The 12587-nt window shown below is 62.8% G+C and carries 10 protein-coding genes and 1 tRNA gene; 5 read left to right on the forward strand and 6 right to left on the reverse strand.

Annotated elements, in window-relative coordinates; translation table 11 throughout:
- Window positions 1-136 precede the first annotated feature (136 nt).
- The 6 genes from ASD83_RS00505 to ASD83_RS00530 all read right to left on the reverse strand — a co-directional run bounded on the left by ASD83_RS00505 (window position 137) and on the right by ASD83_RS00530 (window position 6204).
- Entirely contained in the window at window positions 137-892 is a 756-nt protein-coding gene (locus ASD83_RS00505) for an IclR family transcriptional regulator C-terminal domain-containing protein (RefSeq protein ID WP_056306922.1), read from the reverse strand.
- 219 nt (window positions 893-1111) lie between these two features.
- Complete coding sequence (locus ASD83_RS00510; RefSeq protein ID WP_056306924.1) at window positions 1112-2017, reverse strand: nucleoside hydrolase; 906 nt, start codon at window positions 2015-2017, stop codon at window positions 1112-1114.
- Window positions 2014-3006, reverse strand: coding sequence for a sugar phosphate isomerase/epimerase family protein (locus ASD83_RS00515; protein ID WP_056306927.1), 993 nt, complete (start codon window positions 3004-3006; stop codon window positions 2014-2016). Before ASD83_RS00515 ends, ASD83_RS00510 begins: the two co-directional genes overlap by 4 nt.
- Entirely contained in the window at window positions 3003-4496 is a 1494-nt protein-coding gene (locus tag ASD83_RS00520) for an FGGY family carbohydrate kinase (RefSeq protein WP_056306929.1), read from the reverse strand. Before ASD83_RS00520 ends, ASD83_RS00515 begins: the two co-directional genes overlap by 4 nt.
- The gene (locus ASD83_RS00525) at window positions 4493-5452 is read right to left on the reverse strand and encodes a transketolase family protein (protein ID WP_056306932.1); all 960 of its coding nucleotides are present in this window, start codon (window positions 5450-5452) and stop codon (window positions 4493-4495) included. The genes ASD83_RS00520 and ASD83_RS00525 overlap by 4 nt, the downstream gene beginning before the upstream one ends.
- A complete protein-coding gene (locus tag ASD83_RS00530; RefSeq protein WP_413813485.1) occupies window positions 5452-6204 on the reverse strand; it encodes a transketolase in 753 nt (250 codons plus the stop codon). Before ASD83_RS00530 ends, ASD83_RS00525 begins: the two co-directional genes overlap by 1 nt.
- Window positions 6205-6543: 339 nt before the next feature.
- Here ASD83_RS00530 and ASD83_RS00535 point away from each other — a divergent pair, with 339 nt between their 5' ends.
- The 5 genes from ASD83_RS00535 (at window position 6544) to ASD83_RS00555 (ending at window position 12584) form a co-directional block, all read left to right on the forward strand.
- Window positions 6544-7374 (forward strand): DeoR/GlpR family DNA-binding transcription regulator, encoded by an 831-nt coding sequence (locus tag ASD83_RS00535; RefSeq protein ID WP_200946437.1) that lies wholly within the window; start codon window positions 6544-6546, stop codon window positions 7372-7374.
- A gap of 178 nt (window positions 7375-7552) precedes the next feature.
- Entirely contained in the window at window positions 7553-9022 is a 1470-nt protein-coding gene (locus ASD83_RS00540) for a multicopper oxidase family protein (protein WP_056306936.1), read from the forward strand.
- A gap of 16 nt (window positions 9023-9038) precedes the next feature.
- A complete protein-coding gene (locus ASD83_RS00545; RefSeq protein WP_156385666.1) occupies window positions 9039-10598 on the forward strand; it encodes a hypothetical protein in 1560 nt (519 codons plus the stop codon).
- 80 nt (window positions 10599-10678) lie between these two features.
- Window positions 10679-10755, forward strand: a tRNA-Ile gene (locus ASD83_RS00550).
- Window positions 10756-10985: 230 nt separating this feature from the next.
- A complete protein-coding gene (locus ASD83_RS00555) occupies window positions 10986-12584 on the forward strand; it encodes an ABC transporter substrate-binding protein (RefSeq protein ID WP_056306939.1) in 1599 nt (532 codons plus the stop codon).
- Window positions 12585-12587: the final 3 nt, after the last annotated feature.

Genomic DNA, 12587 nt, shown 5'->3' on the forward strand with positions numbered 1-12587 from the left:
GTGTGACACGTTTGTGTGACGGTGTTTGTGACTCCGCGCACACTGGGAATCTGGGTCAAGCACGGGGCTGTCATCCCGGCGCAGGCCGGGGTGACAATCGTGGGTGGGGCGGCAGTGGGTGACCCGCCAACAGGTTCTAACGCAGCAGTGGCCGGAGGTCGGACTGGATCTTGCGCATCAGGGGGAGGAAGCTCGCGATCATGCGGGAGGTGGAGGCGCGGGCGGTTTGGGCGCCGATGTTGAGGGCGGCGATGGTTTGGCCCGCAGAGTTGTAAAGCGGCACGGCGATGGAGCAGAGGCCGAGTTCGAGTTCCTGATCGATGACGGCAAAGCCTTGGGCCGCGACGACGGCGAGTTCGGTGGTGATGCTTGGGAGGTCGGCCTTGGTGCGGTTGGTATAGGCGATCAGGTCCGAGCGATCGAGGATGGCGCGGGCTTCATCGGGCGGCAGGGCGGCGAGGAGGATGCGGCCCATGGAGGTGCAATAGGCGGGGAGGCGGGCGCCGGGGCCGAGATTGATCGACATGACGCGGCGGGTTGAAGCGCGGGCGACGTAGAGAATGTCGGTGCCGTCGAGGACGCCGGCAGAGCCGCTTTCGCCGGTGGCGTTGGAGAGTTCTTCGAGGAAGGGCTGGATCATCTGCGGCAGGGTGTTGGCTGCCAGATAGAAGTGGCCGAGATTGAGGACGCGCGGGGTGAGCTGGAAGAACTTGCCGTCATAGGTGGCGTAGCCGAGGTGGACCAGCGTCAGGAGGCAGCGGCGGGCGGTGGCGCGTTCGAGGCTGGTGCGATTGGCGACTTCGGTGATGGAGAGGCGCGAATGGGTTTCGTCGAAGCATTCGATGACGGCGAGGCCGCGGGCCAGGCCGTGGATGATGTCGCCATCGCGCATGGGGTGCCTCGGGGGAAGTGATGGGTCTGAGGTGCCATGGATGGAGGGGGTTATCAAGCCGTGAGATCGTGGCTCACTCACCCCCTCCCATCCTCCCCCATCAAGGGGGAGGTGTCGGACCAGTGGCTTTGACTAGATAGCGCCCAAAAACTCGATGCAACACCTCCCCCTTGATGGGGGAGGACGGGAGGGGGTGTCGGCACACACGACGGTCGCGGCTCAGCCGAAGTTTGCCAGACCCTGAACGCCGCGGTGGAAGCGGGCGAGTTTGGCGTAGAAATCTTCCAGGATGTAGCGGATGTCGATGGTGTCGTAGACCTTGATCGGGCGGTGCTGGCCGGAGTGGATGTAGTGCATCTGCGGCGAGAATTCGGGGGCGGGGCGCCAGTCGTAGGTGCCGCCCATCGGGTTGAGGATCACCGAGAGAGCCGGGGTGTCGCCGAGGGAGCGGTGTTCAATCGGGCCCTGATGGACGCGGAGGTTCCATTCGATGAGCTGGTCGACGAGGTACTTGCCGATAGGGCCCTTGTCCTCGCAGCGCTCCTGCAGTTCGGCATAGCTCACCGACATCATGCGATAGACGGTGGAGGGGATCTGCCAGACCTGCACCTTCGAGCGCATCACCACGTTGGCGGCGGCGATGTCGTTCATGAGGTTGAATTCGCGGCCGCCGGAGGGCCAGACGCCGCCGCCGATCCAGACGCAGATGACGTTGCGCTCGTTGAGGCGCGGCTCCATCAGAATGGCCGATGCCATATCGGTCAGGGGGCCGAGGAAGGCGACGTAAAGCGGGCGGTCGTCGTCCTTCATGGCTTCGTCGATGATCATCTGGGCGCCGGGTGAGGGAACCGGCGTCTGTTCATCGGGGAGGGCCGTGGCGGCGCCATTGGCGACGGGAATGCGGCCTTCGAGATCCATGAGCTTGAGGAGATGATCGATCTCGACGCGGCTGTCGAGCATCGAGGTCTTTGAGCGGTGCGCGCCGAAATGGGCGGCGATGAGGCCGTGGAAATCGAAGGTCGGAGTAAGAAGGGCGTGGACGATGGTGAACTGATCGTCGGCCTCGTTCTTGGCGTCGGTGTTGAGGATCAGGCGGGCGCGCTTTTCGCGGGGGAGAGTGGTCATTCCTGCTCTCCCAGGGCGCTGAAGAGGGCCTTTTGGGCGATCTTCATGGCGCCAATGGCGTCGTGGCGGCTCTGGGCTTCCTGGAGGGCTTCGAAATCGAGGCGGTCGAGACCCCGGCTCGCGGCCTTGAGGAAGTCGATGGCGTGGTTGGCGGTCGCGACAGAATCTTCGCGGAAGGGGAACTGGTCGAGCTGCCAGACGCCGTTCCAGTTGTTCTTCTTGAGGACGTAGAAGAACTCGAAAAGTTCGAGCGGGTGGAGGCTGCCGGCGACGAGGTCGTCGTCCCAGGAGCGGTAGTTGTCGTTGACGTCCATGCCGAAGAGGCGACCGTGGTCGATGGCGAGCTGGGCTGAGTCAGCAGCGGATTCGCCGCCCATGATGGCGTGGCCGAAATCGAGCAGGATGCCGACGTTCGGCAGGCCGATCTTTTCGATGCCGAGAATGGTGCGGGCGACCGAACCGAAGCTCATGCGAACGCGGGGTTCGCGGGGTTTGTATTCGATGACGAATTTGAGGTCGGGATTTTCGGAGGCGAGCTGGCCGACGCCGTCGAGCGAGCGCTGCCACTGGGTGCCGTAGTCGACCTGGAAGGGGTAGTCCCAACCGTCCTGACCGGGCCAGAGTTTTACGTAGTCGGCCTTGTGGAAGCGGACGACGTCGCAGGCGGCGGTGACGAGTTCGTGGGCCTTGCGGCGGATGCCGGCGTCGGGATTGGTGAAGGCGCCTTTGACGAAATCGCGGGTGTAGATTTCGGGCGTGATGCCGATGACCGAGAGATTGTTGCGATCAAGCGCGGTCTTGATCTCTGCGTTGGAGAATTCGCCGCCGAAATAGGGCCAGTTGAGATCGACGACGGAGAGATCGCGGACCTGGCCGGCGATGTCGATGGCTTCGATGATGTCGCGCGGCTGGCCGTAGCCGTCGGTGGCGTAGCGATCGAGATAGGTCGCAAAGTGCCAGATGCCGGCGCCGAAACGTGGGGTGGTCATTGGGTTCCTCCGGAATTTTGTTGGTTTTGGGTCGCGAGGGTCTGGGTCACGGCGGACTGCCAGCGCTGGCGATGGTTTTGGGCGGTGTCGGCGTCCATGGCGGGCGCGAAATGGCCAGCGGCGGGAACGCCCGGCATGGAGATGCCGAGGGACGAGAAAGCAAGGGCGGCGGCGCCGAGGGCGCTGACTTCGGGCGCAGCTGCGGCGGCGACGGGGCGGCCGAGAATGTCGGACTGGAACTGCATGACGGTCGCGTTGCGCGAGGCGCCGCCATCGGCGCGGAGTTCGCCCAAGGGGGAGCCCATGTCGGCTTCCATGGCGGCATAGACGTCGGCGACCTGGAAGGCGATGGCTTCGAGAGCGGCGCGGGCCAGGTGGGCGGGTTTGGTGCCCAGCGTCATGCCGGTGATGGTGCCGCGGGCATCGGCGCGCCAATGGGGGGCGCCGAGGCCGACTAGGGCGGGGACGAAGGCGACGCCGTTGCTATCCCCGACGGTTTCGGCGAGGGCCGAGAGGGCGGCGGCGTCTGGGAGGCCCAAAAGTTCGGCGGCGAAGGCGGCGGCCTGGCCGGAGACGGAGATGTTGCCTTCGAGGGCGTGCTGGACTTTTCCATTTTGGCTCCAGGCGATGGTGCTGGAAATGCCGTGGGTGGAGCGGACGCGATTGGGCGTGAGGGCCATCAGCGAGGTGCCGGTGCCGTAGGTGGCTTTGACCGTGCCCGGCGCGCGAACCCCGTGGCCGAAGAGGGCAGCGTGGGAATCCCCGATCATGGCGCGCACAGGCACGCCGGAGCTGAGGGCGCTGACTCCAGCCGCGACACGGCCAAACTCTGAATCAGAAGAGCGCACTTCGGGCAGCATCGATAGCGGCACATCGAAAAGGGCGCAGAGGCCGGCGTCCCAGGCCAGCGTTTCGGTGTTGAAAAGCTGGGTGCGGGAGGCGTTGGAATGGTCGGTGGCGTGGATTTTTCCGCCGGTGAGATTCCAGAGGAGCCAGGAATCGACGGTGCCGGTGCGGAGGGTGCCGGCTTCGGCGCGGGTGCGGGCGCCGGGGGTGTTGTCCAGCAGCCAGGCGATTTTGGCGGCGGGGAAGAGGGGGTCGAGGGCGAGGCCGGTTTTGGCCTCCACGGTTTCGGCGTGGCCGGCGGCGCGGAGGGCTTCGCATTTGGGGGCGGAGCGGCGGCACTGCCAGATGACGACGGGGCCGATGGGGGTGCCCGTCGCGGCATCCCAGACGAGGATGGATTCGCGCTGGTTGGAAATGGCGAGGCCGGCAATATAGGCATTGTCGGCTTTGGCGACGACTTCGGCGATGACGGTTTTTACGCCATCAACCAGCGCTGTGGCGGATTGTTCGGCCCAGCCGGGCTGGGGATAGGTGACGACGTTGGGCACCGAAGCCTGATGCAGCACGCAGCCGGTGGCGTCCACCAACAGCGCCTTGGTGTTGGTGGTGCCCTGATCGATGGCGAGGATCAGCTCGCTGGTCATTTTTTGCGCGCGATGGTCTGGCGCACGGCGTCGGCAATGCCGGTTTCGTTGAGCCCGAAATGGTCGAAGAGGAAATCGGCGGAACCGGTGGGGACGAAGCCGGGGAAGCCGAGGATGCGCATGGGCACGGGGTTGGTCGAGATCACGACTTCGGCGACTGCGCCACCGAGGCCGCCGCGGACGGAGTGTTCTTCGACGGTGACGATGGCGCCGGTTTGGGTGGCGGCGGCGATAACGGCTTCGTCGAGGGGATTGACGGTGGCCATGTTGACGACGCGGGCGGAGATGCCTTCGGCGGCGAGGGTTTTGGCAGCGGCGATGGCGCGGTGGACCATGGTGCCGTTGGCGATGATGGTGGCGTCCGTGCCTTCGAGGAGGGTTTCGGCCTTGCCGATTTCGAAGACTGCGCCGGTGGGGCGCTCGAGCGCTGGGACGGCCATGCGGCTGAGGCGGACAAAGACCGGGCCGTCAAAAGCGGCGGCGGCCTTGATGGCTTCGGCGGTCTGCCAGGGATCGGCGGGGACGATGAGCTTGAGATTGTTGAAGAGGCGGAGCCAGGCCAGATCTTCGATGGAGTGATGGGTCGGGCCAAGCTCGCCATAGGCGACGCCGGAGGACTGGCCGATCAGTTTTACGTTGACGTTGGAATAGGCGATGTCGGCCTTTACCTGCTCCAGCGCGCGGCCGGTGATGAAGCACGAGGCGGCGGAAACGAAGGGCACTTTTCCGCCATTGGCAAGGCCCGCACCGACGGCGACGAGGGTCTGTTCGGCAATGCCGACATTGACCATGCGCTCGGGGAATTTCTTCTTGAAGCCGCCGAGTTTGGACGAGCCGACGCTATCGCTGACGACGGTGACGATGCGCGGGTCGGCTTCGGCGAGGGCTTCTATGGTGGCGGCAAAGCTGTCGCGGCAATCGAAGAGGCCGGCTTTGGAGGGGGCAGCAGCGCTCATCAGACGAGTTCCCGCATGGCTTGTTCGTATTGTTCTTTGGTGGGCACGCCATGATGCCAGGCAACATTGTCATGCATGAAGCTGACGCCCTTGCCCTTAAACGTGTTGGCAATGACGCAGAGCGGCTTGCCGCGGCCTTTGGGGGAGGCGGAAAGGACTTCGAGCAGTTTTGCGTGGTCGTGGCCGTCCACAACTTCCACGTGCCAGCCGAAGGCGCGCCATTTTTCATCCAGCGGATCGAGCGAGGCGGTTTCCTCGGTGCGGGCGCCCTGCTGGAGACGGTTGCGGTCGATGATGAGGGTCAGGTTTTCGAGTTTGCGGTGGCCGCCGGTCAGGGCGGATTCCCAATTGCTGCCTTCCTGCAATTCGCCATCGCCGGTGAGGACGAAGGTGCGGAAATCGGCATTGTCGATCTGGCCGGCAATGGCGATGCCGGTGGCGACGGGAAGGCCGTGGCCGAGAGGGCCGGTATTGGTTTCAACGCCGGGGAGGTAGTTGCGATTGGGGTGGCCATTGAGTTTCGACAACGGCTCCATGTAGGTCGAAAGGTCGGCTTCGGGGAAATAGCCGGCGCGGGCGAGGACCGAATAGAAGGCGCCGGTGCAGTGGCCCTTGCTCATGACGAAACGGTCGCGCTTGGGATCGCCCGGGTTTTTCGGGTCGTAGTGCATGACGCCGAAATAAAGCGTCGCGAGGACGTCGGCGGCGCTGAAATCGCCGCCGGGATGGCCCTGCTGGGCCTCATAGACCATCTGGAAGCTGCGGCGGCGTATCCACAATGCCTGCGCGGCGATATCGCCCACGAGGTCGTTCTTGAGGGGTGCGGCGGGTGATGGCAAGGGAACCTCCGTCGGCAATTGCCCCGGCGAAAAATGCTGAAGCGGGATGCTCTTGTATGGTTGAGTACCGCTTGCTCCGCTTTCGTGCAATACGGAAAATTTGGGATTTTTTGCGTTTTGTGTTTCGAATGGTGCGGAAGGCTGCGCGGGGCTGGCCGTTTCTCCACCTTTTTCTGGGCTTCTGAAGCGAGAGAGATTGCGGACAGGCGACGACATGGCGATATGGTAGCACGATAAAGAGGGCGGGGATAAATGGCGCAAAAACCAAGGGGCGGACGGCGGGGCGGGGGCGAGGCACAGGCAGGTGGTGCGCCGCAATTGCTGGCGGAACCGCGGCGCATGCGCATTCTCGAATGGCTGCAGGAAGAAGGAAGCGCGAGAGTTCGCGATCTTTCCGCAGCATTCGGCGTTTCGGAAGCAACGATCCGGCAGGACCTGGAGCGGCTGGAAACGGAGGGGAATATTACCCGCGAGCATGGCGGAGCCTATCTGAAGTCGATTCCGCAGCAGGTGCAGTCCATGACGCTGCAGCATGTGCAGAATATGGACAAGAAGCACGCTATCGGCATGGCGGCGGCGGGGCTGGTTTCGGACAATGATACGCTGATCATCGACTCGGGCACGACGACCACGCAGTTTGCGGAAAATCTGAAGTCGCGCCAGGACCTTAACATCATCACCAACGCGCTGAACATTGCGCTGATCCTGGGCGCGATCCCCACCAATACAGTGCATATGCCGGCCGGCCAGTTCAAGGCGCCGACACTGAGCCTCTCCGGAGAGAAGTCGGTCGAATTCTTCGTCGGTATCTATGCGCAAAAACTGTTTCTGGCGACGGCCGGCGTGTCCTTCGATGTGGGTCTGACCTATCCCGCGATCGGGGACATCTACGTCAAGCGCGCCATGGTGAAGGCGGCTTCGCATGTGTATCTGCTGGCCGATTCCACCAAGATCGGGCGCGTGTCATTTTCTGCGCTGGGCGGGGTGGAACTGGTGCACACACTGATCACCGATGACGGCATTACCGACGAAGATCGGCGGCAATTCGAGAAGCGCGGCGTTGAGGTCATCGTCGCGCGCTAGGGGCGCGTGGTTCGGACCAAACGCAAGCACTCGCAGAAAATCAAAAGATTGGGGCGGTTATTCGCGGTGCCGTTCAATCGTGATTTGACCTTGCCGGCCTTCAAGTACTGGCGCACCGAATCGGGTTGTCATCGGACATTTCCGGGTTATGGTGGGCACATATTTCTGGGGGCTATCAATGACTTCGATCATTTCGAGGCGCCGTCTGCTTGTGGCAGGCGCGGCGGCTGCGGCTGGAATTGCGTCTACGGCAGCGCATGGCGAGGCCAATCCGCATGCCGGGCACAATATGGGCGCGGCGGTCGAGCCCGACTTTACCAGGGATATCGACCCCGATGCGGCCAAGGCCTTTGTGATGCCCGAAGTGCGGGCGAGCAAGGATGGCGTGCTCGAAACGCAGTTGCGCGCCTCGTTCGGCCCTGTCACCGTCGATGGTCAGGCCAAGGTCGCCCGCACTTTCGAGAGCAGTTATCCGGCGCCGACGCTGCGGGCCAAGCCCGGCGACACGCTGAAAATCAAGCTGATCAACGATCTCGACGAGGTCACCAACCTCCATACCCACGGGCTCCACGTGTCGCCCTCGGGCAATAGCGACAATGTCTTTCTCGAGGTCGAGCCGGGAACGAGTTTCGATTTCGAGATCAAGATTCCGGCCGATCACCCGCCGGGGACCTATTGGTATCATCCGCATGTGCACGGAAAGACCTATTCGCATGTGTCGGGCGGCATGGCGGGGGCGCTGATCATTGAGGGGGGCCTCGATGAGCTTGACGGGATCAAGGGGCTGACCGAGCAAACGCTGGTGTTTCAGTCGGTCGAATTCGACGAGACGGGCACGATTGTGCCGGCCGACAATCAGGATATTCATCGCCAGACGCGCACCGTCAACGGCCAGATCAACCCGACGATCAACATCAAGCCGGGCGAAATCCAGCGCTGGCGCCTGGTCAATGCGACGCCGGAAACGTTCATCCTTCTCGGTCTTGAGGGGCATGCGCTTTACCAGATTGCCAAGGACGGCAATGCGCTGAACAGAACGCGGCGCACCGACCAATTGCTGATCGAGCCGGGTAGGCGCGCCGATGTGCTGATCAAGGGGCACCAGTTCACCGGCGCCTATGAGCTGCGGCAATTGCTGTGGCTGGGTTCGGAACGGCAGTTCGAGCCCGACGGGCTGCTGGCGACGATCGTCGTCGATGGCGAGCCTGTCGTGGGGCAGGTGGTGCCGCAGGACCTTATTCCGCTCAGCGAAAACCTGAGCGGGCTGACGGTCGATCGGACGCGCGAAATCCGTTTCGACGTCAAGCGCGGCGATGGGCCGACCCAGTTTCTGATCGACGGGCAGATGGTCGATATGAGCCGGGTGGACCAGACCGTGCCGCTCGGGGCGTTCGAGGAATGGACCATCTATAATGACAGCGGCGAATGGCACCCGTTCCACATTCACGTCAACGACTTCCAGGTGGTCAAGGTGAATGGCGAAACGGTGGACGTGGTGAGCTGGGAAGATACGCGCGGCCTGCCGCCGTTCGGCTCGATCACCATCCGCCACCGGTTCCTCGATTTCACCGGCAAGTATGTCTATCACTGCCACCTCCTCTTCCATGAGGATCACGGCATGATGGGCGTCGTCGAAGTGGTCGCGTAAGCGAGGGGGCGGCGCTGTGAAAAGGCAGTCTATTGTGTTGCGCGCGCTGAGCGCGATGGTGCTCTCGGTCGGGCTGGCTTTTGTGCCGGCCCTGGCTCTGGGTGCGCCATTTCCTGCCGCCCCCATTCTTGCCCGGCTGGTGCCGGCGGAGCAGCCGGAGGATTGCCGGCTGCTGGTGGAAAACGGGCAGATCCGTTTTCCGGCCAGCATTACCAATCCGGCCATGTCGTGCCCCGACACGTTTGGGTGGTATCTTTTCATCCAGACGGTGGCCGACGACTTCGTGCCGCGCTGGGCGGGTGATGCGGGGACGACTTTCCCCGAGAAGCCGCTGGCGCTCTGTTCGGCGGAAAGAACGGAGAACTGCTGCCCGGCGGACAGTTTCGACGGTCTGGCTCTGGGTGTGGATGCGCCCGCGGGGACGCACTGCCCCTGGTTGCCGGGAAATGCGCAGCGCGATGGCGTTCTCGAACTCAATCTGGCGCCGCTATCGACGGCACATTTTTCGCCGGTCACCGACAATGTGCTGGCTGATGCGCTCGCCTATGCGGTGGGCGGAACGGGGCGCGAGTTGCGGCAGGAGGCTGTCGAGACGGTGCATCGCAATGCCGCGATGGTCGGGTATATCCGCGAGAACAGTCTTTATTATCGCGAAGGCAATGCGGCCGTGTTCGAGCGGGCGCAGAGTTTTCTGACCGCCAACATGCCGTTCCGGCCGGCCAATGTGCCGGGGGAACCGGCGGTGGTGGATTTTCCTATCGATGCGGTGATGGGTAAAGCGCAATGGGCGACGGCGGCACAGTTGTTGGCGGTTGGGGTCGATGTGACCAAGACCAATGACTGGATCACGGCCAGAATGTCGGACCTGGTGCCGGGCGATCTCGATCCGCCGCCGGAGGCTGGAGAGACCTATTATCTTTTGGCCTTTCACATCTCGACGAAAGACACGCCGAACTGGGTTTGGCTGACTTTCGAGCATGTCGAATTGCCGGGTCGCTGCGACTATATCGGGTGCATCGATCGCTACGGCTTCGTGGCTGAAACGCCCGAGGGAGCGGTGAGCGGCTATACACCTCCAGCGACGCGTAACGACGGGCTGGCCAATGACAGCGTCATCTTTGCGCTCAATGCGGCCTATCCGGGCGGGCCGCTCAACCCTGAACTCAAGGCCGCGTTTGACGCGGCAGGCATCGGGACCGGGGCACATGACGCGGCGGTGCCGCTGGCCAGCGATCCGGCCTGGCTCAACTATCGCCTCAAGGGCGTGCAGACCGACTTCGTGACTTCGGAAGGCTATCCGACGCTGCTGGCCAATGTGGTGATCGAGGGCGGGTTCGTGGAAAATTCGTCCTGTGTCACCTGTCACGCGCGCGCGACATTTGACGTCAAGGGCGGCAATGCGCTCGGCGTCTTTGACGATACGGTCAATACGCTGGGCTATGCCCGTTCCAATTATGGTGCGCCTGTTTTCTCGTGGTTCCAGGCTTCCGGCACGAGTCGCCTGCTAGGCGTGCAGACGGATTTCGTCTGGGGGCTCTCGTTCTTTCCACAACCACTCTGGACCGGAGACGAGTGAGCGGGCGGCAATAGAACAATTGGGGTGGCCGAGAAAATCAGCTTGCCACCCGCAATCCCAGACCCTAGGAAAACCGGGATGCGCCTATAGCTCAATTGGTTAGAGCCGACCGCTCATAACGGTCTGGTTGGGGGTTCAAGTCCCTCTGGGCGCACCATTTTTCCTTAATTGTTTTATTGGGCCGAGCTGGCTGTCGTCGCCGGGCGATGAGCTCCGCTCACGGCCGATTCCTGGTTGTCGTATGACCGGATTTCGGCTTGGATGCGAAAAATGGAAAATGGTGCCGCCTGCGCGCCGAGGGTGCGCAAGCGCTTTTCTCGACTCCGTTGGTAGAATTTTGCACAGTGCAGGGGCCGCGGGGAACGCCGCGGTGATCAGGAGAAGACGATGACCAAGACGGTTGCACGAGGCCTTTCGCTGTTGCTTTGCGGGACGATGCTCGCCGCTGTGCCGAGTTTTGCCCAGGATGCCCAGACCGGCGGAACGCTGCGCGTGGTGACCTATGAGCCGCTCTGCCTCGACCAGAATGAAGGCTCGTCGCGCAATACGCAGACGGCTTTGCAGGACGTCTATGATCGTCTCGTCTCGGAAGATCTCGAAGGACAGTTCCATCCCTGGATCGCCAGCGAATGGTCGATCTCGGATGACGGCCTGACCTATGCTTTCACCATTCGCGATGGCGTGTTGTTCCATGACGGTACGGCGCTCGACGCGGAAGCGGTGCGCGTGAACCTGCAGCGCTGGGTGGATGACAAGGGTGCCGGTGGTGTGCCGGTCGAGAGCGTTGCCGTTGATGGCGATGTGGTGACCGTGGTGCTGAAATCCGCCTATAGCCCGCTGCTGCATGATCTGAGCGAGCCGGTGCTGGGCTTTGTTTCGCCGGCTTCGATTGAGGCGTTTTCCAAGGAAGATCGTTGCGCCGGTGGGCCGGATATCACGGTGGGTTCGGGCCCGTTCAAGGTGGTGGCCCGTACCTCGGGGCAGGACCTGATCCTTGAGCGCAATGATGCCTACAATTGGGCGCCGGAGAATGCCGTGCATGATGGCGCCGCCTATATCGACCGTGTCGAACTGCGCTTTCTTACGGAAGACGCCGTGCGTGTCGGTGCGGTCGAATCTGATCAGGCCGATATTGCAACCGGTATTCCGGCGATCGCCGTGGAAGATGTGGAGGCCAATGCCAACCTGACGCTGCTGCGCACCGAACAGCCGGGTATTCCGTGGTCGTTCTGGGTCAACCAGTCGAAGCCCGCTCTGGCTGACGTGAAGGTGCGCGAAGCGCTGCGCATTGGCGTCGATTATCCGAGCCTCATTGAAGCCGTGTTTCTCGGCACCGCAACGCCGGCCTATTCGGCGCTGACGCCGGGCATTTCGTTTGGTTATGACGCTAAGCTCGAGGGCTCGTGGTCGTACGATCCGGCCGCTGCCGCGGCGCTGCTCGACGAGGCCGGCTGGGTGGTCGGGTCCGATGGAATCCGCGAAAAGGACGGCGAGCGCCTGAGCCTTGTCAGCCTCTCGGCTGTCAACTGGAACAACCAGCAGCGTGAGCTTTTCGCCCAGGGTATTCAGGCCAATCTGCAGCAGATCGGCGTTGAATTCACCCGCGAAGTGCTCGATTTCGCCACTGTGGACGCGCGGTTCAAGGCCAATGAATATGACCTCGTCGACACTTCGCAATCGGCGGCAGAACCGAACCTGCTGTTCGGTGCTTTCCAATCCGAGCAGCTCTGGGAAACCAATACCAATTGGGGCTTTGTGAACGATCCGGCGCTGGATGCCGAGCTTGAAGCGGCCCTGGCAACGACCGATCGCGACGAGCGCATTGGGCATTATGTGAAGGCTCAGGAGATCATTAAAGACAATGCCTACCTGATCCCGATTGCCAATCCGCAGGTTCTGATTGCGGTGAACAATCGCGTGCAGGGCGTGACTTTCGGCACTTCGGGCCAGGTCGGCAGCTATTACGACGTGTGGCTGCAGCAGTAGGAT

This window comes from Devosia sp. Root685 (assembly GCF_001427875.1).
In the GTDB taxonomy this organism is placed as follows: domain Bacteria; phylum Pseudomonadota; class Alphaproteobacteria; order Rhizobiales; family Devosiaceae; genus Devosia.